Raw genomic sequence first — 24,726 nt, forward strand, 5'->3', positions numbered from 1 at the left:
TGGAAAGGCAAGAAAGCTCCACGGCTGGCGACAAGGTAAGAGCGCAAAGGTTAGGCTCCGTCACAACAGTCCGCATTGGCATGGGAGATGGCGTTAGGCTTATCGCTGCGGAGACTAACGAGTCTGCCATCCGGTTCCAATTGGCTGTGGATGCTGCTCCAGCCGCCACTGGAACAGCTATCCCGACCTCACGATTGCAGCTGTCACCGACCGAGAGCCAACGCCAGCTTCTTCTGAAGGTCCGCTAGTGCGAAAGGCTTGTTCAGTACCTGATTGCCACTAAATTCGGCAGGGAGGCTGGTCGGCGCGTATCCCGTGCTGAATATTACCGGAATTTGACGTCGTTGAAGAATTGCGGCCGCTGGAAAAACGAGTTGTCCGGCTAGGTTGACGTCGAGCATGGCAACATCAATGTCCAACCTTGATGCAGCCTCGCATGCCGCGGCAAGTTCCGCCACCGACTCCACGACCTCACCACCGAGCTCACCCAGCATGTCTTCGATCATTAAAGCGACGAAACCTTCATCCTCGACTATGAGGACTGATCGCCGAAAACTGCTTCATGTCCTGTTCGCTGCTATCTGGCAGGAAATTGGGCACGAAACGCCTTCGGGATTGAAGACAAGGTCGAAGTCGCCCCCAAGTCGCGTTCGATGCACCGCTCCATAAGCCGGGTGCCGACGCCACGGCGGGTCGGAGGCTTCACCGTCAGCCCGCCCCTCTTGCGCCAGTCGAGGACGAGGAACGTGCCATCCGGTCGGTTCTGAACGTCCCAGGTGAAGGATAGAGTGCCGGTCTCCGACGACAGTGATCCATGTTTCAGAGCGTTGATCGCCAATTCATTGAGCGTCATCGTGAGATTGAGCGCTACCCTTGTGTCGACCTTGACGCCTGGACCAACAATCTAAATGCGGTGGTCGGCAACCATGCCAAGCACAGGTTCGAGAACTTCCCGTGCCAGTCCATCCAACGGCGCATCTTCCCAATGCCGCCGTGTCAGCAGATCATGCGCACGCGACAGCGCCAGCAATCTTGATTCAAAGCGCGTGTAGAAGTCATCCGCGTTTTTGGCATGGCGCGCGGTCTGACTGGCCAGCGACTGAACGGTGGCCAGAGTGTTCTTGACCCTGTGATTGAGCTCGTCGATGAGGATCATCTGGCGGTTCTCGGCCTGCTTGCGGTCGCTGATGTCCACCAGCATATTGATCGCCCCTATCAGCTTTCCTTCCGCATCATCCAGAGGCGTGGGATAAGGGATGAACGGCACCCGGGTCCCATCGGGTCGCTCGGCGATTGCCTCGGCGCCGCGCACGGCCCGATCTTCCCTGAGGGCAACCGCCATCGGGCATTCGTCGTGGGGAAGCGGGCTGCCATCGGGATTGAAGAGCCGCCAAGTGACGCACCACATGTCCCCCACTTCGGGCGTCCGGCCCGCCATCTCCTCGGCAGCGCGATTATAGAACTTGATGCACCCGGTTGAATCAGTGGTGTCAACGGCCGCCGGCAATGCTTCCAGAAGGTCCCGCATGCGCTGCTCGCTCTCGCGAATCCGGTCCTCCATATGCTTTGCGGCGGTGACATCCTGAATCACACGCACCCCATAACGGAACGCGCCTGACGAGTCCCGAACGGTCGAGCTATGGATATCGAGGTAGACCAGCGTGCCGTCGCCCTTGTAGGCTTTCTTGCGCAGCACATACTTATCGAGTTCGCCCCTTACCTGGCGCCCGTAAAGGCATGCGTCCTCCGCGACGTCGTCCGCATGGGTATAGTCATAAAAGGTGAGGTTCAGAAGCTGCTCGCGGGACCGCCCCAGCATGCTGCAGATGGCATCGTTCACCCGGAGCAGGCGGCCTTCGGCATCGGCTTCGGCGACCAACCGTGGCCGCCTCATAGGTTGCCGAAAGCCGCTCTTCGCTCTCGCGCCGTGCCGCCTCGGCGTCATGCAGGCCGGTCATGTCGATCGTAAAGCACCGGGTGTTGACGAGCTTGCCATCCTCGAACCGCCCGTTGGACGTGATCGCAACATGCCGGATTGAACCATCCTTTGCGCGAAGCCGGGCCGGATAGGCTTCCAGTCTTTCACCGCAGGAGAGCTTGTGAAGGATGTCGCCGATAACTGGTGCATCCAGATGAAACTCCGCAATGTGGCGGCCAACATAATCCTCCGCGGTGTATCCAAGGAGTGAAAGCTCGGCCTTGTTGGCTCGCACAATGATGCCCTCGCCGCTGACAATGTGAAGACCTACGGCGCTGTTGTCGAAGAAATCCTCGAGTTCGGTACTCTTGCGGCGGACATCGTCGGCTATCGCGTGATGTGCGGAAATATCCTGGAAGCAGTTTATCGCCCCCTGGATCGTTCCACGGTCGTCTCTCAGTGGGCGGGTGTTAACGAGGGCAACGAACCGCGAGCCATCCGGCCGCTCGACCATCACCTCGCCATTGCGGGTCGGGGCACCGGTTTCCAACGCGATGGCCATTGGACAATCGTCCAGGGCCAGTGGCGCGCCGTCAGTCCGAAAGAGACGATGCGAGCCGCAGATGCGGTCCCCGTGCGGTCCGAGCACCGGCGCTTGTCCCCACAATTCTGCGGCTTCGGCGTTGTACAAGCCAACCATCGCGATCGCAAACATAAACAGCACCAGGTATGGCATCCAGCGTACCTGGAGCCGCAGCGACCAGGCTATCCAACTCGCCTTGCGGTCGACTGGGCTTGGGACACTCTTCAATGTTCGACATCGGACCCTACCCCCCGGTGCAATATCCCTGACTCCGCCTTAACTTGCTACAATGCTGAGGTCGGTGCTTCGTTCCTGTCCTGTGGTAATTTTCTCGAGTGATTGTAAGCGCTGCAAAAGCCTATCAATATGCGTGGGAAAGGCCGCCATCCCGTCAGGCTGTGCGCGTCTGCCTCTGCAGCCGTTTGCAGCGAGCCAATTTCCAGGAGCCCGAACCTTGTCCGTACTTCATCGAAACAACGTCCGCATAACCGGCTCCGGCGACCGTCCAGTCATCTTTGCCCATGGCTTTGGCTGCGATCAGAACATGTGGCGCCTTGTTCATCCGGCCTTCGAGCCGCGCTTTAAGGTTGTGCTTTTCGACCACGTGGGCGCTGGTCGCTCGGATCTGACGGCTTACCGGTCCGACAAATACGCCTCCCTATCGGGGTATGCTGAGGACCTAATCGAGATTGCCAGAGAGTTGGAACTGCGGGACGTAATCTTCGTCGGGCATTCAGTGAGCGCGATGATCGGCGTCCTAGCCTCAATACGAGCGCCGGATGTATTCGAAAGCATGGTCCTCGTAGGCCCTTCCCCTTGCTATATCAATGACGGGGACTACGTCGGCGGGTTTACAGAGACGGAGATCGAGGAATTGCTCGATTCGCTAGCGGACAACTACATGGGCTGGTCGGCTGCCATGGCGCCGGCGATCATGGGCAATCCTGACCGGCCAGAGTTGGCAGAAGAACTGACAAACAGCTTTTGCCGGACTGACCCGGACATCGCCAAGGAATTCGCGCGTGTCACGTTCACGTCCGACAATCGCGCTGACCTGCCGAAGGTGGGGGCGCGGTCGCTCATTCTCCAATGCCGCGATGACGTCATCGCATCGGAACAGGTGGGTCGCTATGTGCACGATCGTCTCCCACAAAGCCAGATGACCATCCTCAATGCAACCGGGCATTGCCCGAACCTTAGCGCACCCAAGGAGGTTATCTCGGCTATCGACGGTTTTGTGTAGTTGGCGATGGCCATGACACCCGTGGAGAATCTCGAGGATCTTTATGAGAATGCGCCGTGCGGCTACTTGTCGTTGGCGCCCGATGGAAGGATCGTCAAGGCGAACGCGACATTCTCGGCTTGGATCGGTTTCTCTCAGCATGAACTCTGCGAGAAGCGGTTGCACGATCTTTTGAACGTCGCCGGCCGCATTTTTTTTGAAACTCATTTTGCGCCCTTGCTGCGCATGCAAGGTTTTTTCAACGAGGTCGCGCTCGATTTCGTCACGAATGACGGCTCGAAAATTCCTGTCTTGGCCAACGCCATGGAGCGTCGCGACGATGAGGGGGGTCTGCTGTTTACGCGGATTACTATCTCCAAGGCGGCCGATCGCCGCCGTTATGAACGCGAGCTCGTGGACGCTCGGGCCGCGGCCGAGGCGGCCAAGCGCGAGCTCCAGGCCCTCAACGCCAGCCTTGAAACCCGAATCCAACATGCTGTCGAGGAACGCTTCCGCATGGAGGAAAGCCTGATGCGCGAGCGCGAGATGTCGGAACTAAGGGAACAGTTCATCGCTATACTTGGACACGATCTCCGCAATCCCCTTGCTTCGTTCGGCGGTGCACTCCGCATGTTGCGCAGGGAGCGCCTGACCCCGCAGGGGGAGCGATTGCTCGACCTGCTTCAGGGCAGCATCCTGCGAATGGCGGGTCTTATCGACAATGTCCTCGATTTCGCGAGAGGACGCCTTGGCGGTGGCATCGGCCTGAATATCAAGAGCGAACCGCTGCAGCCGGTCCTGGAGCAGGTTGTCGGTGAACTGCGCGCAGCCTCCCCCGACGCGAACATCGAGGCAGATTTTGCGATCTCGAAGCCGGTCCCATGCGATCATGTCCGGGTTGGTCAGTTGGCGTCCAATCTTCTCGGCAACGCGCTTACGCATGGTGATCGAAATCAGGCGATCAGGCTCCAGGCTATCACAGAGCAGGACGAATTCGTGCTCTGGGTCGGGAACAAGGGAAAGCCCATTCCCCAAATTGCCATGAAACGCCTGTTTCAGCCCTTCGTCCGTGGTGGCGCCAGCGGTCAGGGACTTGGTCTAGGCCTGCACATCGCCTCTGAAATCGCGAAAGCCCATGGCGGAACGTTGACGGCAGAGTCGTCCAATGTCGAGACACGGTTCACGTTTCGAATGCCTCTAGCGCGGGCTCGAGACGAGGTGCGAACTGTGAGCCAAAGATCTCGATGAACTCGCCGTCGGCCCCGGCGCGCAATGACTCTGGCTAGCTTCAGCCGCTCGACTCAAGGCCGCAACCGCTTCCTGTTCGGGAAGCGTCGGCACCGAGATGCAAACTCGACAGCAAAGACCTCATCATCATGAAAGAGAGCAACCCGAGTGCGTGATCGAGCAGACCGCCAGCTGAAAAAGGCGCCTAACGGCTTCTTCGAATGGATGCCCACATACCGGGGCGATCCGCCCAACTAGAGGGGGGTGGGACGCTTTGAAGTGAATGCCTGCTTACCGAACTTGATTGGCTAACTTCGATCCTGGCCGGACGGCGGTCGTCCAGGCCCAGATCATTTGAGGCGTCTTGTCGTCAACGACAGCCCGCGCTCCGTCCCGGCGCGCACCGCGCTCATCGCGGTAGTCCGGCACGGTGGCCGTCGGGTCAGGCTGTTTGTGCGTTGTATGTCCTATTTGCGGCAGCCGATCCGTCGAAGCTCCCCGGCCGTTTCCCGCAGCGATGAGTTCGCTCATTTGCCCTGCATGGCGCCTTCAGTACAGTTTCACAATCAAATCCATCACCTCAGAATCCGCGGAGTAGAGACAATGTCGTTGCTGTCACCGCCGCCCTTTCCTAAGACGGCAGGCGCTCCGCCCTACGGTAACAGACAACATCAGGCTAATGCGGGAGGCGGCCCCCTCGCCCCCATCGCCGCCCGTTTCGCCAAGCGGTGTGGCCAAGGCGCAGTGGCGAAGGGGAAGGGGCTCACGGTCGGGGTGTTGCCGGTCGCCGCGAACCTTCTTCTGCTTGTAGTTGAATTCGCTGGACATCCGAGCTCCGCACGCAACCAGACGGGGGGCCCAGATAAGCGGGCAGCTAGCCTTGTCCAGGCCTTTTTAATAAGCGGCGGGCCGGGCTTTGTTGCCTGAGAAGGTACCCGTCGCTCTTAGGTGACTGAGAGCGACGGGCGGTGTTGCCTGAAATGCGGGACTGGAACTTAGCCGCAGGCGGGATGCTAAAACCGCACGGTAAATAAAGTATTTAAAAGCCCGTCGGGGCTTGAAAGACGAGCATCTTCGGTCATCGGAGTGGCCGGGCCATTGGTTCCTTGGCCTTCAAGGGTCTCGCGATTCGGCGAGCGTTACCGAATCGCGAGATTGTCTTGGTCAGTTGGCGCTGGCGACGGGCGCCACAAGCGGGGTGATGCGGCGAATAGCGACGCGGCGGTTCTGTCTTTCGGGCCCTGTCGTGTTCACCTTAAGATAGCGCTCGCCGTAGCCTTGGGTCGTCAGGTTCTCTGGCGCGATGCCAAAGGCGTTGGTGAGGGCCTCGGCAACTGCCTCGGCTCGCTGGTCGGACAAGGCCAGGTTTGCATTGTCGCTACCGACCGCATCGGTATGGCCCTCGATCAAGAAGGTTTCCGCCGGGTTCTTCCTCAGCAGCCGCTCCATTGCGTCCGCAACGCCTTGCAGCTTTTTGACTTCGCTGTCCGAGATCATCGCTGAACCGGACCCGAAATTCAACGTGTCGAGGTCAACCCGCCGGGCGATGTCGCGCACACGCGCCGAGCGTTTAACCTCGTCGACCGAGTAGAGGCGCTGGACCTTTTCCACCGGCGGTTGCTCGAGGAAGGTGTAGTAGTCGCCGGGATCCTCTATCAATTCCGACTCCAGGATGTATTGCTTGCGCGGGATGTTGAGCCGCATCGGTGGCAAGTCATCTCCAGGATCGCGCCAATCCTGCACGTCCTGGTAAAACCGCTCGTCGACATAGCTCAGCACATACTCGCGGCCGTCGGGCGTTATGCGGGAGCGCTGGATGACGTCGCCATAGCGGTTGCGGATGGTGACGATTTGGTTGCCGTTGTCGCGAACGATCGTCTCGCGGGTGCGGCCGCCCGGCAAATCCTCGTAGTACACATCCTTGGCACCACGGTTCATTCGCGGCGCTTCGTTGCTCTCGACTATCGTCTGGCTGTTGAACTGGATGATGACCCGGCCGCCAATTTCCGTGAGGACATCGGCGCCTTTTGGACGCTCCAGAGCCTGGCTATCTGGCGCCTTGTCACGGCGGGTACCCTTTTCCTCCGTCACCGGAACGATCTTCTCCGGCTTGATCTCCTGCTGCGCTGCCTTGTCGTCCGCAGGGGGTGGTCCAGCGTCTGCAGGGGCAGCTTTAGGTGCAGTGGCCTGACCGTCATCGCTCTGCTGAGCAGGCGGTTTGCCGTCCTTGCCGGGACGTTTTACATCCTTTTGGCTATCGAGGATTGGTGCAGCGTTCGGATCGGCTGGCGACTCGCCCTGGACTGGCTTTTCGCTTTGGGCGGGCGCCGCCGGCTCACCATTGGCTGGCTTTTGGGAGGTTGCAGGTTGCTGATCGGTTGAAGGTTGTTCTCCAGTCACCGACTGCTTTGGTGCAGGCGCCTCGGCGGCAGGCTCCTCGGCGGCTGGTTTCTTTTCTGGCTTGCTCGTAGGTTCAGCCGGCTGTTCGCCCTGGGCAAATGCAGGCTCAGCGGTGGTCGCAGGCGCCTGGGGAGCCGGGATGGGCAAAGGCGCCTGATCTGCTTGACTGGAGCTTTGTCGGGGGCCGGCTGGTCGGTGGGCGCTGGCACAGCCTCCGACGCCGGCGCGGCCTCGGCCGGTGGAGCAGGCTGTTGCTTCGCGGACGGGTCAGCCGGTGGAGTGGGTTCTGGAACGGGAGCTGCCTCTTTTGGCTGCTCCTGAGGTTTTGGAGTTGGCTGTAGTTCGGTCGCTGGAAGTGGAGCAGCGTTTTCGGACGGTGCCTGCTGCCTCAGCGCGCAGACTTCTTCGGATTCGCCCTCCATACACTTTAACCTGACAAAAATTGGCGATGCGGATGTGATGAACCGTGCCGCGCCGAATGCTGCGCTGCTGAGCGGGGACCCGAACGGCGCCGAGGCGACGAGCAACCCGAGTGCGGTGCTGGCCAAAATCTTTGGTCGGCGTGTCATTGCAATTCTCCATGGTATCCCGTCGCTATCCAAACTGGCGCTGCCACATTCGTTCCCATCCGATCTCAAATGGCGCGGTGCCAGGCGGATTAACGAGGAGCGGCTCCGGGAAAGCGCGGCCATGCAGTTGCGCGTCGCTAGTGCGCCTTAAATGCACCCGAGAACAAACTTAATAGACTCGCAAGGGCCTTCCTGTTCCGGCGGTTTTTGGGACGAAAAACGCCCGCCGGCCGGGAGACAGCGAGCGACGGGCTTCCGGCCCTTTTGACCGCCCGATTATTGGGACCTGGCAGAATGTGCTCAGCGCCGCAGTCTGGCTTGCGCTGTAGGCAGACGACTTTAGTCAGTTTCAACAAATCCGTGCGGTTTAACAACCTGGTTTGGATTGCGAACCGCAAGCTGTTGCTTGCGCCGGTCATCGGCCTTGTTCGAAGGCGTAGGCGCTTCGGACAGGCTGCCATTGTTCAGATGCGGGCAGTGCTCATAATTATGGTCGCGCGCTCCGCAGCGAGAACAGCACATGTCGATTTGGTTGCGCGACTTGGATTTTTGTTGCACAGCTCGATCCAAACAAGCGGTTGCTCGATTATCCAGGACGCCGCGTCAACTGTTCGGACCGAGTATGATGAGTTGGGAAGCTTCAATGTCCACGGAACCGGATGAACATTCACAAGAATGCGCGTTTGACGCCGCTCGGTCGAGAGGATGCAGTTCAAGCAGTGCCAGGTAGGCGCCGCCAGCCCCCCGCAGGCGTTCCTAGAGAGGCCCGCACCCGGTATCGGGCAAAGGGTGCGGTCTCCCCCGGTCGCCTGGTGGGTTAGTTTTAAAGACGGGCGGCCCGGCTGCGTAGTTTGGGTTGTATACGCTCGGCGTCGTGGGGGCTCGCGATGATCTCGATGCGCACCATTAACTATTCGCCATGTTCCCGCGTCGGCTCACCAATCTTCCGCAGTGCGAAGCACAATCTCGCGCGGCTTTGCGGCACAATTCGTCTCAAAAAATGATTTTGGATTATCCCGACGCGATGCGAACTGCAGGTACCAGACGGGCACCGCCTGCAAAGTAAAGGTTGCTATCGGCGGATCTGCCACGATGACGGTACCAGAAATCCTGGCACCGAAATAACGGGGTCAGGGATTTTGTTTCAATTGCGCCGTTGCCAGATAAGGGTCCGCCCAGGGCGACCTTAGGGGCTACCCGGTATCCAAGCAGGGCATGCAGGACTCATCATTCAGAGCCTGCTAAACTTCCGCGCGTATCGGAGGGATGTCATGCTCAATCCATCACAACAGATCATGAGGCTAGGCTTTGGATTCGCCGTGTCGCAGGCGCTGCGCGTCATTGTCGAACTCGGCATCCCCGATCTCCTTGCTGTCAACGAGCAATCGGTGGATGAACTGGCGGCTGCCACTCAGTCAGATGCTGACGCGCTTTATCGTGTAATGCGACTTCTCGCGCCGGAAGGGGTGTTTAAGGAAGTTCTGCCCCGTCATTTTGAGTTGACGGAGGTTGGTGCGGTGCTGCGCTCCGATAGACCGGGTCCTCGTGACTTCGTCCGTATGATCAACAGCGAGGCCTATCTCGCCTTTGAGCAACTCTTGCACTCTGTCCGCACCGGAAAGCCGGCCTTCGACAAGGTGTTCGGGAGCCCAAGGTTTGACTGGCTGTCGGAACACCCGGAGCAAGCTGCCTTGTTTCAGCGCGCCATGGTCGCCTTGAGCCAAGGCAGTAACGAGGCCATTGCCGAAGCTTACGATTTCAAGCCATTCACGCGCATCGTCGATGTCGGCGGCGGGCATGGTCAGCTTCTCTCGGCGATCCTGGCCCGCAACCCTCATTTGAGCGGCGTGCTTTTCGATCTGTCTTCAGGCGTCGCGGCCGCGCGCCAGGGTGCCGGGGGCGACCTGCCGCGTACCGAATTTGTCGTCGGCGATTTTTTTGAAAGCGTTCCCGCCGGCGATGCCTACCTCATCAAGAAGGTCGTTCACGATTGGGACGATCGGCGTGCCGCGGAGATCCTGCGAAATTGCCGCAAGACAATGCTGCCGAACGGCAGGGTGCTTGTTGCCGAAACCCTCGTGCCGTCAGGTGACGAACCGAACCAGATCAAGCACATCGACGTGGTCATGCTCGCCGTCACCGGCGGCCAGGAGAGGACGCAGGCCCAATATGCAAGCTTGTTCGACGCCGCTGGGCTGCGCCTTGAACGAGTGATTCAGACCCGGGGACCTATTTCCATCCTCGAGGCGTGCCCAGCCTAATCAAAGATAGCCCTTGCCGGCTGCTCTCACACGACGTTCCGGTTCCGCACAATAGGCCGCCCGCGTCTTGGCCAAGGAAACCCGGCCAACACCATCGAAGGCGGACTGGCGATTGCGAGAAGATGTGTTGCGAGCTTGCCCACCGCACTAGCTAAAGGTTGATGCTGCGGCAGGTTATGACACTTCGATCGCCTGCTTGAGATCGGGTGCTCCCTCCGATCGGCCCGCGCTTCGTCACCACATCGCTCATAACGAGTTGACCGGCCCGACCAACGCGGGATGGTCGTTGGGCACCTCGTTGATGACTGTCGCCTGACCTCGCGGCCAACCCGATTGAACTGCAACTGGCCGTCGACGTCGCGGCTGAGGATTGTCTTTCACACTGTCTTTGGGCATTGTCGGGTCAGCCGGGCGGACAATCTCAATCCGGCCGATGTTTACTTCGGACGCGGCCAGACCATCCTGTTGCAACGAGAAGGGATCAAGCGAAAGACCATCGAACTGCGGCGCTTGCATCATCGCAAAGCCGCCCCCTAAAATGACAACCCTGATGAGCCAGAGCCTCCACTAAATCAGCCCGCCATCTGTCTCAAAACTCTGAAACGGACATCACACAACCCAGCAACCTCCCGAGGGTTCGGAGGGTGCCCTGACTTCGGGGTACGGTATAGAATTCTAGCGAGTGCAGGATAGTGCACTCTGATGGGGACAGCGAGCTTTCCTGTTTCCCTGCGTCTTCGTGTCGGGTCCGTAGGCGCTGACTTACGATGTCGATAAAATACTAGAGATCGACATCAGGGGAAACATTTAGGAGAATGGACCATGGCGATCTTTATGGACCGGCACGATCTCAAAGGAACGACGGCTGCAGAAATAGCCGAGGCGCATCGCAAGGACCTCGAAATCCAGGATCAGTATGGCGTAAAATTCCTGACCTACTGGTTCGACGAAAACCGGGGGACTACTTTCTGTCTCGTCGATGCGCCTGACAAAGACACCGCCCAGTGCGTGCACCGCGAGGCCCATGGTCACGTTGCCGGTGAGGTTGTCGAGGTGGCGCTTTCCGCAGTGGAGGCCTTTCTCGGACGGATTCAGGATCCGGAGCCGCCCTCCGGCCATTCGTCCGCTGATTTAGACTCAGGACATCGAGCAATCATGTTTACCGACATCGTCGGTTCGACCAAAATGACCGAGCGTCTCGGTGACCGGGTGGCAACGGAAATGGTTCGAGCGCATGATTCCATTGTGCGCAGGTGCTTGAACGTATCACGCGGCCGTGAGGTGAAGCACACCGGCGACGGCATTATGGCATCATTTGCCTCCACTGCGGAGGCGGTCGATTGCGCGATCGCAATTCAGCAGGGTTTCGATCGATACAACCGCGGAAATGCAGAGCCGATCCATATCCGAATAGGGTTGGATTGCGGTGAGCCGGTCGAGGACAGCAACGATCTCTTCGGCTCTACCGTCCAACTTGCTGCTCGACTATGCTCTGCAGCTTCTACCGACCAGATTCTGGTTTCGGAGAACATACACCACGAGCACAGCAGCCCCGGTATTTTTGTGCCAACCAAACGGCGGCGGCTGAAGGGATTTTCGCATTCGGTGCCGGCGTTTGAGTGTGCTTGGAACGCTGCCGGCACCGGCTAGCCACGTGGCGGAGGAATGACTTTGCCCGGTACAGCAGCATTGACCAACCCGGACAATGGCCGCTTTCTCCAACGGCCCTCCGATCAAAGAACGGCCTCGAGTATAAATCGATTTCATTCGCAAAGTCCGACAAGCCGTAGCAGGCAGCTTCGGTCGAGGGTGAACGTCCGCTCAGCGGTGCCTCCCACGCCGCCTTCGCCCGGCGCGCGCGAGGCGCTGCTGGCCCAGCACCGCGCGATCTACAAAGCGGTGAAGGCCGGCGATCCCTCAGCCGCCCGGCACCTCCTATGCTGTTTGTCAGCGCTCGGGCTCCGGGGTTGTGGCGGGGCCGATCCTTGGAATCGGAGCGCAGTATGAGGGAGATGGCCGCTGACTTTGGACGGCGGGTCTTTCTTTTGGTAAGCGGAGCTAGGAAGCGTCACCCCCGTAGGACGCCTGCTGGCTCTATCGAAAGGTCCGCCAGCAGGAGCCTGCGGGCTCTGAGTGGAATAGCCTAAGCTCTTAGGTGGGCGTCGGCTCTGCCACCGCCGGAGCAGCCTGCGGTGACGCCGTCACCGATGTCAGCCTGCTCTTCTTGTCCAGGCTTTTCATAAACACGCTTTTTCATAATCACCCCTGTTAGCCCTCGATCTTCGGCGTTGCCTTGCTCGAACGGGGACTTTCAGGGTCAAGTGGCCCGCGCGTTCGGTCAAGGCGGCGCGGGCCGACCATGATAGATTCATCTTGGTCACCGGCAAACGCTGAGGGAGCACGTACCAGGTGAGTCACAACAGTCTTGGTGACGGGACGTTCCGGCCATGCAATTACCTGGACATCGGTAAAGGCCTGATGCTGTCGTGTTGTCGGTCATTCGGGCTCCTTGGCGAGTTGGAAAGCCCGCGCCTCTTCGGGAACGGCGCGGGCCGATCGGAGGCCCGATCTTCGGCGAGCGATGGAGGGCACCACCCTCCGCAGGCCTCAACCATCTGCGGCGGCTAATGTTCCGTCAAGCCACGGTCTCCCACCGGAACCTAGCCGGGCTGCCGGCGTTTCAACTGCTGTGCAACCAAGGAGGCCACGGCCATGGATTGGAACCGCGTTGAAGGTAACTGGAAGCAGGTCAAGGGCAAGGTCAAGGAACAGTGGGGCAAGCTGACTGACGACGATTTGGACCGTATTGCCGGCAAGCGCGATCAGCTTGAAGGAAAGATTCAGGAGAGATACGGCATCGAGAAGGACCGGGTCCGGAGAGACATCGATGACTGGTACTCGATGCAAGGTTGGTAGATCGGGATCTCTATTCAAGGACCTGTAATCTCAAAGGGCGCCCGATGGGCGCCCTTTCTGTTGATTCATTCATCTTTCCAGATTACCCGCCGCTGCCATCGAATCTCAACCAGGCGTCGGTACCTGATCGTCACATGCTCTTGCCCCACCGGGTGGAACAGTTCCGCGCTCATTGATTCCTTGTGGCCGCATTTTTCGCAACGAACCTTTGCTCGCACCTGATCAATCGAAACGTTGCCGAGCACCTCGCACAACTCTTTCGGTTTGTAGAACCGCTTGATGTTGCAATGCCCGCACCGGATGCGTGCTACCTGCCCGGCGTCGTGGGCATGCAACAACGTCCAAGGGACGCCCTTCGGCCACTTTTCTGGTTGCTCCGGCATGCCTGGAAATGGGAGCATTTTCGCATCTCGTCAAGCCGGGGTTGACTATTTTGTTCTTATTTTGTTCACTGTTGCCAGGATAGCCACAGGAGGCGGGCCGAGGCATCAAAGAAGCGATGGCTGGCTTGCCACAGTGAATGGGAGAAATCGTTGTGATTGAGGTGCTTTACACCGCTGAAGGACGGCAGGATGAACTGACTTCCACTATCATGCGCGACCGTTCGGAAATCGAGAAGGCGGCCAAGAAGGCCTGCGAAATCTTGAACAAGCTCTCGCCGGACGGCGCCATCTTTGCGACCGCCTGGATTATGACCGATCTGATCGTCAGCCTCATGCCCAATGAGGGAGAGGCAAAGGAATTGTCCCGGATCGTGCAAGGCCAGATCGAGCGCGAATTCAAGACAGCCTATGCCAACCTGGCGCGCGGGGCTGTGAATTAGCGCCGGGCTGTTAAATTAGGACAACGCCATGTGCGGTCGCTACACCCGATATCTATCGTGGTCGGAAATCCACCGCCTCTACCGGCTGACGGCGCCGGCTGAGGTCGGCCGCAATGACGCTCCACGCTACAACATAGCGCCTACCGATGAGGTACCGTTCATCACCGCCGGCGATGAGGGCAATCACAAGCTTCGGACCGGCCGCTGGTGGCTGGTGCCCTTCTGGGCGAAGGAAATGCCGAAGGCCGCGATGTTCAACGCTCGGATCGAAGGCGTCGACACGACGGCGGCGTTTCGCGACGCCTTCAAGTCAAAGCGTTGTCTCATCCCAGCTGATGGCTATTTCGAATGGACGATATCGCCTGCGGACGGCAAGAAAGACCCTTGGTTGATCTTCCAGCCCGGCCACGCACCGTTCTCCTTCGCCGGCCTGTGGGCATACAACTCAAACCTTGAAGTCACCAGCTGCACGATCATCACTGAGCCGTCCGCCGCGCCCGTCAATCAGATCCATGACCGCCAGCCGCTCATCCTCGATCCAGCCTACTACGACGCCTGGCTGGATCCCCAGACGCCGGCCGGTGACCTAAAGGACATCTTGCGTCACGACATTGATGGAAGCCTGCAGTTCTATCGGGTCGGCCGAGAGGTCAATGCGGCGGCCATCAACAAACAGCCCAACGACTACGCCGGGCTCATCGAACCGATCAAACTGCTATGAGCGACGAAATCAGACTGCCCAGGCAGGAGCACGTGACCTCGCCGGGAATTCAACATCATTTCTGCGAGCACTACGGATGCGGCAGGGATGCTGGCTGGGGTTTCGCGAAGCCTAAGCAGACACCCCATTGGTTCTGTTTCGAGCACCGCGCTGAAGGCGAACGGTTTCTGTAGGAGATGTGAATGTCGGACAACGTGCTGCCCACTCAGGCCAAGCCGAAGTTGATTGTAGTCGTCGCGTTTGATCGAGGCGACGACGGCGAGCTTTTCACAGCCTATGGCCCGACCGACCAGCAGAGCGAAGACCGGGCGATCCGCACCGCCAAGGGCCTCTCAACCAGCCATGTCGGCGTCTTGGCCTGGAGCCGCGACGCAGATCCTGCTCTTGGAGATTATGGGCCGCCGACCACGCTCTTTGTCAGCGGCGATGTGCCGGACATGGAATAGAAGCAGCCCCAACAAGGCTAGTGGCGACACGGCATGAAGGGTCGAAACCCGGGCGGGGCATGTCTAGCCCCTTTGTTCGAGGCATGGCATTGACAAGCGGTGGAACTCTTCAAAATGACCCGGAAAGTTCCTGGCGAGATATCGCACCACTCTGGAATTATCCATCATCCGGTCGAAAAAACGGTTGGCTGCGACAAGCTCCAGGCCCACTTGGCCATGATTTTCTACGGCGCTTAGAACCGCATGACTCAGCGTGCCGACCTCGAACACCATCGCGCCGCGCTGGTCTTCAGCCTGTGTGGTGATCGTTGAGAGATTAAAATCTTTGGCCAGCAGGGCTTGTGGTGTCAGAGCGACGAGTAGCCTCGCGTAGGTGATCCTGACCCGGTTCATCGCCACCATCAGCCGGGCAATCTCCAATTGCCTGACTGGCAGCACCTTCTGGAGAAACCCGAAGATTTTTGTTTTCACCGGCGCGTCCCGAAGCAGGTCGATGACATCAGGGCAAATTCCGTTAACGGGTTTCCGGTTCTCGCCGTTCTCGGAAGCGGGTTTCCCGGGAGGGCAGAACATTTGCGGCTCGCGGGTCGCGCCACGCAACCTATGTGCCAGTAGCCTTGGCATTGTCCCGAAGCCCTCAGACACCAACATGGTACAAAATTCCTTGTCGCGCATCATCAGGTGGAGCGCCGCGACGATCCGGTCCAGGCTCTGTTCAGACTTTGCCGCTTCGGTGACGAAATCGCGCATGCGTTTGCATTCCGTATTGTAGGTCGCCAAAAATTCGTGCGAACGAAGCCTCTTTTTGGACCCTATTGCGCCAGCTGCAATATTCCTCGCATGTCTGTCGCCGCCATTTTCCAGCTCACGGTAGGCGGCGTCCTTGGCTAAGCGTTTGACTACCAAGTCGCCCCCCCCGACAGGCTCTCGCTCTGCCAGCCTGATAATTGGGTTGAGCGTGGGAAAAATATAGGTGTCCAGCAGTGCCCCATTGATGGCGTGCAGTTCCGATTTGCCCGCGCTCGCATGCGCAGGAGCAATCAAATAGTCCCGAATGGTCAGGTCGCCGGGATTCATACGGATCAGGACGAAAATATCCGGTAGCGGCCGTTGATCGGCCTTCGAAAACCAGCGTGGATAGCCGAAACTGGAAACCCTGCATCGTCCAATCGTGATTGCCACGGTGATCTCCTCGTTTATCCGCAGGCGGTCTGTCGCCATGTCATGGGCAGCGACCCCACCCTGCCTTTCCATCGCGCCCACGAGATCCCCGATAACCCGCAGCCTCATTGTTTCCAGGCGCCGATTCACGCCGATGTAGCGGTAGTTTTTGGATGGCTCGTATCCGATCAGTTCATAGGCTTTGACAATGGTTCCAAAACGCCACTGGTAGCGTTGGGACGGGGGGCATTCGGAATCGGCGTCGATCATGGCTAACGACAAGGCGCCACGGCGAGCCAAAAGTGCCCTAAGGGCGGCCAGCATCTCGTCATTGGTCATGTGACGATAGATGGTCTTGAGCACGATCTGCGCCCTGTCGAACAGTTTGCGGTCGACGATAGGCTCCAGGACGTTTTCCACCCGCACCCACTGTTCCGGGGGATTGTGGACTTGATGGCTTCTCAGCCGGGCCGAATGCTTGTTCCAGACGCTGTTGCCAATGTAATTTTCGTTGGTCAGCACCGAGTGCACGGATTCTCGCGTCCATGGTCGCCCCAAATCGCTGAGCACGCCGCGCTTGTTGAGCAGTCTTGCCATCTCCAGCTCTGTCTTGCGTGTTCTGACAAAGTGACTGAAGATCCACCTCACTGCCGCAATCTCGTCAGGCGGTCCGAGCACCAGAACTATTCGATCCGTTTGCTGGCTCTTGTATTCGTACGATGAAAGGATTCCCTTTGAGCGGCCGTGTTGACTGACAAGCAAGCGCCGCAGGCCAAAGCCGGCCTTCGCGCCTTGCCGGAAGCCCAGCCGGACCAACCTCGCCTGGCCGATGAAGACTTTTTGCGAGAGCATTCTGCTCTGCTCGGCAGCCATGCTGCGTTTGATTGCTTTGAGTACATCCGAGCCGATGCTGCCGTCGTTTGCGAATTGCTCGGCGCAAAATTCGATCCGGACGCCGGCCATCTGGCACCGATACTCATAGACGGCGCTCTCATCGATGTTCTGGAACCGTCCCCAGCGGCTGACATCGTACACCACCACCGATTCGAAATCGGCTCTTCCACCTTCGACATCGGCCAGCAACCGCTGAAGGCCGGGACGGCCTCCGAGGTTGAGACCGCTACGACCGGCGTCCTCGTAGGTTGCGACAATGTCGTAGCCCATGATCTCGGCGTAGTCTCGTATGGCATCTCGCTGGTTGTCGATCGAATAGGTCTGGTGGTCTGTCGACATGCGCAGATACTGGGCCGCACGCATCATGCGCCTGCCTGAGGGGGCTTTTAGGGCCGCTGCAACCTCGTCCATCGCTTGTGCTGTCCTGCCGAGATTACATGCTAACAAGAGGTGACCTGTCCTTTGGTTGATAACTCCCGTCCAGTTTGTGTCGAATGCTACCCTTCTCCGTTTGGAAACCAACTTCATCAACGCCCGGGAAACCGTGACACACTTCGTGTGCCGGCACGCCGCCGTTTAGCCGCAATGCGCCAGCAACTGGCAACCATTCGCCCCGGTCCGCGTTTGGGGCTTCAAAGGAGTTCCAAGATGATCATCAGACAAGCCATTGCCGCTGTGCTCATGACTGCCGCTCTGGCAGGCTGCGCGACACAGACCGAACAGCAGCAGAGGGCAACCACCGGCGCGCTGATCGGCGGCGGCGCCGGCGCGCTTGCCGGCCAGGCGCTGGGCGGCAACACCAAAAGCACGGTGATCGGCGCCGCCGGCGGCGCCCTGCTTGGCGCCGTCATCGGCCAGGCCACCACGCCGCAGCGCCGCGGCGAACAGCTCTGCCGCTACCAGGATCGCTACGGCCGGATTTACACCGCGCCCTGCGACGACCGGTATTACAACGGCGATTATTGAGCGAAGTGCCTTCGCTAACACCTTCTCTCCTCGTGAGAGAAGGTGTTAGCGAGGGCGACGAATGAGGGACCCCACTCTGCCGGTACACCCCTCATCCGTCTCGGTGCCGCACTCCGATCCACCTTCTCCCACAAGAGGAGAAGGAAAGAGCTACTCCTCCGCCCGCGCCGCTTCCGGCAGCGCCAGTTGCGTCTCGGCGAGCGTCAGAAATCCCATCATACACTGCACCACCTCGGCCCTCGCAACTGCTTAAAGGCACTGTGCGGCGCGAAGCCGTCGGGCGTTCTTGTCCCTGCCATCCCATAGGACGGGCGGCGGTAGTAGCCGACGGTTGTTGCGAGATCGGCCCGCATCATTTCGCCCTCCTGGCCTGGCGATGGTCAGCGCATGCCATTTTCCCGACTGCGGGACGATCAGGCTTTCTAGCCCCGCGGCCAGTCGGTTGAGTGTGCGCCGCAAAACTTTCTTGTGCATCGCAGCAATCGGTGCGTAGATAGGCAAAGTAAAACTGACGGAAACGGGATGACCGAGACGCGGGATTCAAGGACGGCCCACTTCGACGCGCTGCATGGACTTAGGGGCATTGCTGCCGTCTTGGTAATGCTCGGCCACTTCAGCGAGTACACGGGCCGGCGATATGATCTGGCGCCTTCAGGGTTCCTCGCCGTGGACCTGTTTTTTCTGCTGAGCGGCTTCGTGATCGCCCACGCCTACGACGACAAGTTCCGAAAAGGCATGTCATTCTGGGGCTTCGCGGAGACCCGTCTTCTCAGGCTCTACCCGCTCTACTTCGCCGCACTCGGCCTAGCAATGATCGGCGTCGGTGCAATCATCGCGACACAAGGGATCGGTGCGTATTCGCGGCTGGATTTGCTTGCAACCCTTGGGTTTTCCGTTCTTTTCCTACCGACGCCGCCGGCGCTCTCGACGGCTCCCGACCTGCTTTTCCCGCTTGATGGTCCGGCATGGTCGCTGTTTTATGAACTCGTCGCCAATGCCTTTTTTGCCGCGTTGGCCACAAGGCTGGTTGCGCGTTCGCTGGCTGTCATTATCGGCGTCGGCTTGCTGGCCCTGGTGCTGATGGCCTGGCATGGTGTCGTGCTTGGCGGCGGCGCCTACTGGGACAACACGATCGCGGCTCCCGCCCGGATCACCTTCTCGTTCTTTCTCGGGGTCTTTCTCAACCGGTATGCGACCGCGGACAGCCGGGACGGCAATCTCTATATGCTGGTCCTGCTGGTGCTGTGCGGAGCGCTGATGTGCTTCGATCCGGCCGAACATGTCCAGTTGTACAGTCTGGTGGTTATTGTCCTGATCTGGCCCTGGCTCGTTCTCGTGGCCTCGCGCTTGCGGCTTTCCGGTTTCTGGCGCTGGATTGCGCTCTTCTCCGGCAACATCTCCTACGCCATCTATGTCCTTCACACGCCGCTCATCCGCCTTTCGAACGCCGCGGTCGAAGCTGTGACCGATATCTCATGGAACGAGCACGGCCTGCCGTTCATCCTGGCGACATCCACCCTGATCATCGCGGTCTCGGCATTCGCGCATTATGTCTACGACAAGAATATCCGGGCCCTGCTGCGGTATTGGCTTTCACTTCGCCGCGCACGCGAGGGCGTGACCCAGTTCTAGGGTGAATTCAGTTCGAGGAGACCCCGGCTGACTTCGCGCCCTACTCCGCCGGCGTCCTCTCCAGCGCCGCCGCGCTGCCCTTGCGGCCAAAGCGCTGGACGACGAAGCGGCCAGCCTTCTGGCCGGGGACCTCGATCAGATTGTAGGTGATCCAGGACAGCAGCGTCACCGTCGGCAGCACCACGGCAACGACGATCGCGAAGCGCAACGGCGCCGCCAGTTCGTTTCCGTATTGGCTGATGAAAAACGCCGCGACGGGCTGCAGCACAAGCAGATGGATCAGGTAGATGCTGAAGGAAAGCTCGCCCATCAGATGGAAGAACCGGTTGCTGAGCGTCACGGCGATCGCCCGCGCCAGCGTTCCCGCCTTTCCCGGCAGCATGCGGTAGAGAACCAGCGCAAAGAAGCCCGCCACCAGCGCTTCGCGCACCAGAAGCTTGCCCAGCCCGTAGTCGCCGCCAAAGGGCAGCGCCGCCAACAGCAGCGCCAGTGCCAGGTAGAGGATCGGCCGCGGCTGGCTCTGATGCACTATGCCGGCCAGCAGCATCCCGCACAGGAAGATCTGCATCTTCAGCGGCAGGAAGGACGGCATCGGAAAATGGATCGACAGCAGCCGCATCGCAAACACAATGGCGCAGCCGACGGCCGCGACCAGGATGGCGCTCCTGATCCAGTCCAGCCTGCGCACCAGCAGCATGACGGCCGGGAACACCGCGTAAAACTGCATCTCCAGCCCCAGGCTCCAGTCGGGCAGCGGCGTGCGATAGGCGAGGTTCGGCACCAGCCCAAACAGGAAGGTGAGATGGGCAACGATGTTCTTCAGGCCGCCGTCGAGGTAGCGTTCGGGCGCCTGGTGCGATCGCGACAGGAAATCGTCGATGATGATCCGGCAATCGTAAAGATAGGGGCCAAGCGCCAGCGCCGCGAAAAGCATGACGTAGAACAGCGGCGCGATGCGGAAATAGCGGCGCGTCCAGAATTTCAGCCAGGTTTGCGGTCTTTGCCAGGGTTCCTTGTCCTGGCGCAGCTGATAGTGGAACACCATCAGGAAGCCGGACAGCATGATGAACAGGTCGACGCCAAGATCCGGCTCGCCGAGGACCGGAATTTGCCAGCCGGTCAAAAGCAGGCAGTGCCCGACAAGCACCCAGATCGCCGCAAGCGCACGAAGCCCGTCCAGGCATTCGATGCGCGACGACCTGATGATGCTGGTTTCGTAGCTAGCCATGTTGCACTGCAGCATGGAGCTTGCGGCGTGATTGTCAACCCATTGAAGGCAAACATGCTGTAACGACGGCAGTGTGTGCCTTGACGGAGGACACTGCGACCACCGGTGTGGGAGTCTGGCTTTAGCAATTTCGGGGCGGTCTTGTGGAACCTTGGCCAGCATTGGTGCTGCCGCGTAAACAATCTACCGCCAATCGCCCAAGGTCAAAGCTCATGAACATCATTGGGCTTCTGCGTCCGAGCTAATTCACTGCTATTGCCTCGATGCGCCTGCCAAAAATGTCGGCCATAGAGCGTGAATAGGTTGCGGTTAGGTGATCGGTGTCACGCCAGACAAAGACATTGCCGATAACCGCGGGACAATCGCCGCTGGGGCACACGATGTCATTGAAATCGACGAGTACCACATGTGGATAGAGCGCTGCGCGAGGACGACAGGGTCCGACCCTGCGACGGGCCTATACGGAATGGTGCAATGCCGGTCCCGAGGCATAGCTCGGGCTTCACTCCCCAATATGGGGTGTCGGCGATGACGACCACCTTGGAGCCCAGCGCCTCGATTTTGCGCCACAGTTGTACCAGCGTACCGCTGACAGGGACCTGCTTGCCGTCGTCGGAATAGGCACGAAGATTATCTCTCTGCCCCAGAATGACGATGTCAGGCTTTTGCTGTTGAATAGTTCGCATCAAGTATTGCCCCCAACTCAGGCAATCCGGAAACGGACGATCAGTATCCCGTACAGGATCATGGTCGGGAATAGCGGCAGCCAGGCTTGGCAAAGCTTTTCGCATTCCAGCCACGATCCGATGCTGTCCTGACAAAGGCTGGCACCCACTGTTCAGCATGCGAATCCCCAACCAGAAAGACCTTGAGTCCCCCGGTTGGGTCGCCAAACTGGCAACCGAGAGGCTCCACTCCGTCGGACGGCGGTCGGCAGCCTTCCCTTGTTGGCAGGTCCCTCTTAATCGTTGGCAACGACGGAGCATAGGCCTTCACTTTCGGCACGGGTGCGTTGGCGAACAATGCTTCTGGCGCCTGGATAATCGTCTGGATTGCTGGAGATCAGTGCTTGCTGTCGCGCAATCTCCATAGAGACCGCGCAGAAGGCGACCAGTGGCCCTAGCGGGACGGGAGCAATAACAGCGGCCAACCCGACGAACTTGAAACGTGACGGTGTCGACGTTTGCCGGAAACCGAAACGATCCTCAACATGAATCTTCGAAACAGCAGCCAGACCAACACTTGCGGCAAGAATAGCCAGGCCACTCCACAGGCCGATCGCTTCGCCTGTTTGTCGACGGATTGGGGAAGTCCGGCTTGGAAGACCCCCACCACCTTGCTCTCCGGAGCGAGTTTCGAAACGGCCTCCAATGTGTGAAAAACACTGCTATCGGCCAGTGCCAGAGATACAGCGAGTAGGAGACGTCGTCGAGGAACTGGAACGGCCGCGTCTTAAGCAGGGAAAAGGCGCTGAACAAGGATTGGCTTTGTCGATGACCAACGCGGTCGCTACGGTCGGCAACAATCGCCATGGCAATGCCGACGCCAAGCCCGACTCCAGGGCGGCCCGGCACCTTAGCCGAGGAAGCCAAGTACGCGCCGGCCTGGCCGGGGGGCATGGACCTCAAAAACCGGCTTGGCATCTATAACGCGCCCGAGCGGGTATGGGCGAAACATACAAACGAAGGACGCGATCTAGCCGGCGATAGCCATGCCGCGCCTAAGGACTGGCAACCATTGCCGGAGCGCTATCGGCTCGAGCGAGAGCGCCAGAAGCAGCGCAACCTCGATCTGTTTCGGGAGCGGGTTGAGAAACGCTGTCTGCAGGCCACACCGAGCCGCCAGGAGACGCACGGGCCGCATACTGTCGTCGGGCTACGGAGCCGAACCATGAGACATTAAGCCCGCCCATCAGGTCTTAGTCAGCAGCCTGACTTTTGAGAGCCTTCGCCGAGCGAGTTTGTGAGCGGCCTCGGCAAGGTGATTGCCATACGCTTCGGCTACGAACGCCAAGGTCATCAGGTCGATCAAGAAATCGTCGACTGCGCCCGCGACCACGTTTGACCGGCGCTCGATTTCAAGCACTACGGTGCGTGCCTCTGCTAACGCTGCCTGCGGTTCGCCCGCATCGAGTAGCGCTTCAAGTCTATCGAAAACCTTCACCTTAAACCCCGCGAGTCCACCCACGCGCACTGTCGATGCATGGGAGAATTTACGGGTGATCGGCCTTGTCGTCGAGGACGAAAGAAGCTGCAATTAGGTCATCGCCGTCAATGCGGCCGCTCTCTCCACCCATGATGGTTGCGACCTTCTGAAAGGTCTTGATGTCTGCCTCTGTGATGCACGCATCGCGCATCCTAGCCCTGAGCGAGGCCAATCGAGTATCGAGGGCTGGCGAAATTTCGACGTCATTCATCATTTTCAATCCTCCCTGGGCGCGAAGCGGAACTATTGCAAAAATGATCCGCCGCCCTCGGGAAGGAAGGCGGCGGAACCAAAGACCGGCGATGAAGAGACGGTGATCGGCGGTCGCCATTCAATTCAGCTGTTGCACAAGTGTTCCCTACCGTCCCATTTCTCGGACTTTTTTGTCTGAGTTTAGGACCTAGGTCTGAGGGCGATTTGCTGAGGTCGGATCGCGGAACATTTGCGGAGGCGCCACGTTGGCAGTGTCGTTCACGTCGTTGTATTGGGGAGGAGCTTAATTTCGAATGAGTTGAATGACGAGTACCTGGAATTTGTGTGCCCCAGCTGTTCACATGTGATGGTCAAGAAAGGCTCGTGGTTCAAGGTGATATCGAAGTTCAACTGCGACCAATGCGGCGCGAAGATCAGGCTTGGCTATCCGGCCAAGGTCGCACTTTTCGAACAAAAAAGGCAACGCATGAACCCGTCTGCCGGTGACACTCCAAGCGGCCCGGCAGAGCGTTGGGGTCAGCAACGAATCGATCTGCTCGAGGCGCCTCCTGCCTATGATGGAGAGGACGCCGACGAAGACGAGGACAGTGAGCCGGAGCCCAGGCAGGCACTTCATCATCGGGAGACGTTAAGCGCTAAGTTCGACGGGTAAACTAAAGCGCGGCGCTCAGCCCTAACGCGTGGTCGCAAGATCTCGAAAAGCGTGACGATCCCCTCCTACGACTTCCCGCATTCTGTTGTCGATTCGACTTCGAAGGCTGTGATTGGCCAGCATATGGAATTAATCGGGCCGGTCACGCGCATCGACGGCGACAAGGTGACCGTCAGCCTCCGGCCATTGGTGACTGTCGACGCCGAACACGTGCGCCTGATCGAAAGCCATGTGGCGCCGATTTTCTATTGACCCTTGAACCGCTAGCCTGTCGAAGAGATCGTCCCGGTCACCGTAGACGAAAACGCCGCTTGTCGATAAGGGGTAGTCCTAACAATGGCCAAGCTCTGTAATGGGCCTGCCCGCGTTTCGGTCATTTTTTTCGGCAGTCAGTGGATCGTCCAAATCGTTGAGCAAGGTCGACTCAAAAAGCGTGAATTCGAACTCGAACAAGATGCCAAAGGATTTCGCAGAAAGTGAGCGACTGCGCCTGGGATCCCCGCTCTAGCGGCCCAGAGGTGCCTTGAAAGAGTAATCAGCTCCGCTTCGTCAACGACGCCGGCCATAAAATTGGCTATTATCCGAGCGGCCAGTCTGCTCTGAGAACCGGCTGATTGGTCATGGGTTTTCATCTGCGCGAAAACTCTCCCAGAAAGGCCAATTCGTCAGGATCAAAAATGCCGGCATCC

The 24,726-nt window shown here is 59.2% G+C and carries 24 protein-coding genes and 3 pseudogenes; 15 read left to right on the top strand and 12 right to left on the bottom strand.

The features are described from left to right. Window positions 1–203: 203 nt before the first annotated feature. Both JQK88_RS16160 and JQK88_RS16165 read right to left on the bottom strand, forming a co-directional pair. The gene (locus JQK88_RS16160) at window positions 204–506 is read right to left on the bottom strand and encodes a response regulator (RefSeq protein ID WP_203278828.1); all 303 of its coding nucleotides are present in this window, start codon (window positions 504–506) and stop codon (window positions 204–206) included. A 54-nt stretch (window positions 507–560) separates the two neighbouring features. After that, window positions 561–2,739 (bottom strand): annotated as a pseudogene (locus JQK88_RS16165) (PAS domain-containing sensor histidine kinase). A gap of 216 nt (window positions 2,740–2,955) precedes the next feature. On the opposite strand from JQK88_RS16165, the gene JQK88_RS16170 reads away from it, so the two are divergent. Both JQK88_RS16170 and JQK88_RS16175 read left to right on the top strand, forming a co-directional pair. Further along, window positions 2,956–3,744, top strand: coding sequence for an alpha/beta fold hydrolase (locus JQK88_RS16170; RefSeq protein ID WP_246749849.1), 789 nt, complete (start codon window positions 2,956–2,958; stop codon window positions 3,742–3,744). 12 nt (window positions 3,745–3,756) lie between these two features. After that, window positions 3,757–4,971: a PAS domain-containing sensor histidine kinase gene (locus JQK88_RS16175; protein ID WP_376740420.1), complete on the top strand. Its 1,215-nt coding sequence runs from the start codon at window positions 3,757–3,759 to the stop codon at window positions 4,969–4,971. A gap of 1,143 nt (window positions 4,972–6,114) precedes the next feature. Here the strand turns inward: JQK88_RS16175 and JQK88_RS16180 are convergent. Beyond that, window positions 6,115–7,497 (bottom strand): OmpA family protein, encoded by a 1,383-nt coding sequence (locus tag JQK88_RS16180; protein ID WP_246749850.1) that lies wholly within the window; start codon window positions 7,495–7,497, stop codon window positions 6,115–6,117. 312 nt (window positions 7,498–7,809) lie between these two features. Here JQK88_RS16180 and JQK88_RS16185 point away from each other — a divergent pair, with 312 nt between their 5' ends. The 3 genes and pseudogenes from JQK88_RS16185 (at window position 7,810) to JQK88_RS16190 (ending at window position 10,180) form a co-directional block, all read left to right on the top strand. Continuing rightward, on the top strand, window positions 7,810–8,070 hold the full coding sequence (locus tag JQK88_RS16185; RefSeq protein WP_203278867.1) for a hypothetical protein: 261 nt from the start codon (window positions 7,810–7,812) through the stop codon (window positions 8,068–8,070). A gap of 508 nt (window positions 8,071–8,578) precedes the next feature. Beyond that, window positions 8,579–8,710 (top strand): annotated as a pseudogene (locus tag JQK88_RS37790) (IS481 family transposase); the annotation flags it as partial. 480 nt (window positions 8,711–9,190) lie between these two features. Then, window positions 9,191–10,180 (top strand): methyltransferase, encoded by a 990-nt coding sequence (locus JQK88_RS16190; RefSeq protein WP_203278830.1) that lies wholly within the window; start codon window positions 9,191–9,193, stop codon window positions 10,178–10,180. A gap of 246 nt (window positions 10,181–10,426) precedes the next feature. Here the strand turns inward: JQK88_RS16190 and JQK88_RS16195 are convergent, their stop codons facing one another. Beyond that, entirely contained in the window at window positions 10,427–10,699 is a 273-nt protein-coding gene (locus JQK88_RS16195) for a hypothetical protein (RefSeq protein WP_203278831.1), read from the bottom strand. A 303-nt stretch (window positions 10,700–11,002) separates the two neighbouring features. On the opposite strand from JQK88_RS16195, the gene JQK88_RS16200 reads away from it, so the two are divergent. The 3 genes and pseudogenes from JQK88_RS16200 (at window position 11,003) to JQK88_RS16210 (ending at window position 13,096) form a co-directional block, all read left to right on the top strand. Next, entirely contained in the window at window positions 11,003–11,830 is an 828-nt protein-coding gene (locus JQK88_RS16200; protein ID WP_192255697.1) for a nickel-binding protein, read from the top strand. Between the two features lie 15 nt (window positions 11,831–11,845). Continuing rightward, window positions 11,846–12,109, top strand: a pseudogene (locus JQK88_RS16205) (hypothetical protein); the annotation flags it as partial. A 783-nt stretch (window positions 12,110–12,892) separates the two neighbouring features. Continuing rightward, complete coding sequence (locus JQK88_RS16210) at window positions 12,893–13,096, top strand: CsbD family protein (RefSeq protein WP_025583583.1); 204 nt, start codon at window positions 12,893–12,895, stop codon at window positions 13,094–13,096. A 65-nt stretch (window positions 13,097–13,161) separates the two neighbouring features. Here the strand turns inward: JQK88_RS16210 and JQK88_RS16215 are convergent, their stop codons facing one another. Further along, the gene (locus JQK88_RS16215) at window positions 13,162–13,497 is read right to left on the bottom strand and encodes a hypothetical protein (RefSeq protein ID WP_192255693.1); all 336 of its coding nucleotides are present in this window, start codon (window positions 13,495–13,497) and stop codon (window positions 13,162–13,164) included. A gap of 134 nt (window positions 13,498–13,631) precedes the next feature. Between JQK88_RS16215 and JQK88_RS16220 the strand changes: the two genes are divergently transcribed. The 3 genes from JQK88_RS16220 to JQK88_RS16230 all read left to right on the top strand — a co-directional run bounded on the left by JQK88_RS16220 (window position 13,632) and on the right by JQK88_RS16230 (window position 15,086). Then, window positions 13,632–13,919, top strand: coding sequence for a carbohydrate kinase family protein (locus JQK88_RS16220; RefSeq protein ID WP_192255691.1), 288 nt, complete (start codon window positions 13,632–13,634; stop codon window positions 13,917–13,919). Between the two features lie 28 nt (window positions 13,920–13,947). Further along, complete coding sequence (locus JQK88_RS16225) at window positions 13,948–14,640, top strand: SOS response-associated peptidase (protein WP_192255689.1); 693 nt, start codon at window positions 13,948–13,950, stop codon at window positions 14,638–14,640. Between the two features lie 182 nt (window positions 14,641–14,822). Beyond that, window positions 14,823–15,086, top strand: coding sequence for a hypothetical protein (locus tag JQK88_RS16230; protein ID WP_192255687.1), 264 nt, complete (start codon window positions 14,823–14,825; stop codon window positions 15,084–15,086). A 63-nt stretch (window positions 15,087–15,149) separates the two neighbouring features. Here JQK88_RS16230 and JQK88_RS36140 read toward each other — a convergent pair whose 3' ends face one another. Then, window positions 15,150–17,552, bottom strand: a complete 2,403-nt coding sequence (locus JQK88_RS36140; protein WP_246749851.1) for a plasmid partitioning protein RepB C-terminal domain-containing protein — start codon at window positions 17,550–17,552, stop codon at window positions 15,150–15,152. A 237-nt stretch (window positions 17,553–17,789) separates the two neighbouring features. Between JQK88_RS36140 and JQK88_RS16245 the strand changes: the two genes are divergently transcribed. Together JQK88_RS16245 and JQK88_RS16250 are read left to right on the top strand one after the other, a co-directional pair. Next, on the top strand, window positions 17,790–18,107 hold the full coding sequence (locus tag JQK88_RS16245; RefSeq protein ID WP_192255683.1) for a YMGG-like glycine zipper-containing protein: 318 nt from the start codon (window positions 17,790–17,792) through the stop codon (window positions 18,105–18,107). A gap of 522 nt (window positions 18,108–18,629) precedes the next feature. Next, on the top strand, window positions 18,630–19,739 hold the full coding sequence (locus tag JQK88_RS16250) for an acyltransferase family protein (protein ID WP_203278832.1): 1,110 nt from the start codon (window positions 18,630–18,632) through the stop codon (window positions 19,737–19,739). 40 nt (window positions 19,740–19,779) lie between these two features. On the opposite strand, the gene JQK88_RS16255 is transcribed toward JQK88_RS16250, so the two are convergent. The 6 genes from JQK88_RS16255 to JQK88_RS37195 form a co-directional block, all read right to left on the bottom strand. Next, the gene (locus JQK88_RS16255) at window positions 19,780–20,967 is read right to left on the bottom strand and encodes an acyltransferase family protein (RefSeq protein ID WP_203278833.1); all 1,188 of its coding nucleotides are present in this window, start codon (window positions 20,965–20,967) and stop codon (window positions 19,780–19,782) included. 241 nt (window positions 20,968–21,208) lie between these two features. Beyond that, entirely contained in the window at window positions 21,209–21,373 is a 165-nt protein-coding gene (locus JQK88_RS37425; RefSeq protein ID WP_376740421.1) for an SGNH hydrolase domain-containing protein, read from the bottom strand. Then, complete coding sequence (locus JQK88_RS16260) at window positions 21,351–21,812, bottom strand: hypothetical protein (protein ID WP_203278834.1); 462 nt, start codon at window positions 21,810–21,812, stop codon at window positions 21,351–21,353. Before JQK88_RS16260 ends, JQK88_RS37425 begins: the two co-directional genes overlap by 23 nt. Further along, window positions 21,712–21,972 carry an SGNH hydrolase domain-containing protein gene (locus JQK88_RS37430; protein ID WP_376740423.1) on the bottom strand — a complete coding sequence of 87 codons (261 nt, stop codon included), beginning with the start codon at window positions 21,970–21,972 and terminating at the stop codon, window positions 21,712–21,714. Before JQK88_RS37430 ends, JQK88_RS16260 begins: the two co-directional genes overlap by 101 nt. Window positions 21,973–22,878: 906 nt before the next feature. Continuing rightward, on the bottom strand, window positions 22,879–23,130 hold the full coding sequence (locus JQK88_RS16265; RefSeq protein WP_203278835.1) for a hypothetical protein: 252 nt from the start codon (window positions 23,128–23,130) through the stop codon (window positions 22,879–22,881). A gap of 49 nt (window positions 23,131–23,179) precedes the next feature. Next, the gene (locus tag JQK88_RS37195) at window positions 23,180–23,503 is read right to left on the bottom strand and encodes a hypothetical protein (RefSeq protein WP_312037282.1); all 324 of its coding nucleotides are present in this window, start codon (window positions 23,501–23,503) and stop codon (window positions 23,180–23,182) included. Between the two features lie 225 nt (window positions 23,504–23,728). On the opposite strand from JQK88_RS37195, the gene JQK88_RS16275 reads away from it, so the two are divergent. Together JQK88_RS16275 and JQK88_RS16280 are read left to right on the top strand one after the other, a co-directional pair. After that, window positions 23,729–24,037: a hypothetical protein gene (locus JQK88_RS16275; protein WP_203278836.1), complete on the top strand. Its 309-nt coding sequence runs from the start codon at window positions 23,729–23,731 to the stop codon at window positions 24,035–24,037. A 51-nt stretch (window positions 24,038–24,088) separates the two neighbouring features. Continuing rightward, on the top strand, window positions 24,089–24,289 hold the full coding sequence (locus tag JQK88_RS16280; protein WP_203278868.1) for a hypothetical protein: 201 nt from the start codon (window positions 24,089–24,091) through the stop codon (window positions 24,287–24,289). Window positions 24,290–24,726: the final 437 nt, after the last annotated feature.

The sequence above is a fragment of the Mesorhizobium caraganae genome, assembly GCF_016836705.1.
Lineage (GTDB): Bacteria > Pseudomonadota > Alphaproteobacteria > Rhizobiales > Rhizobiaceae > Mesorhizobium > Mesorhizobium caraganae.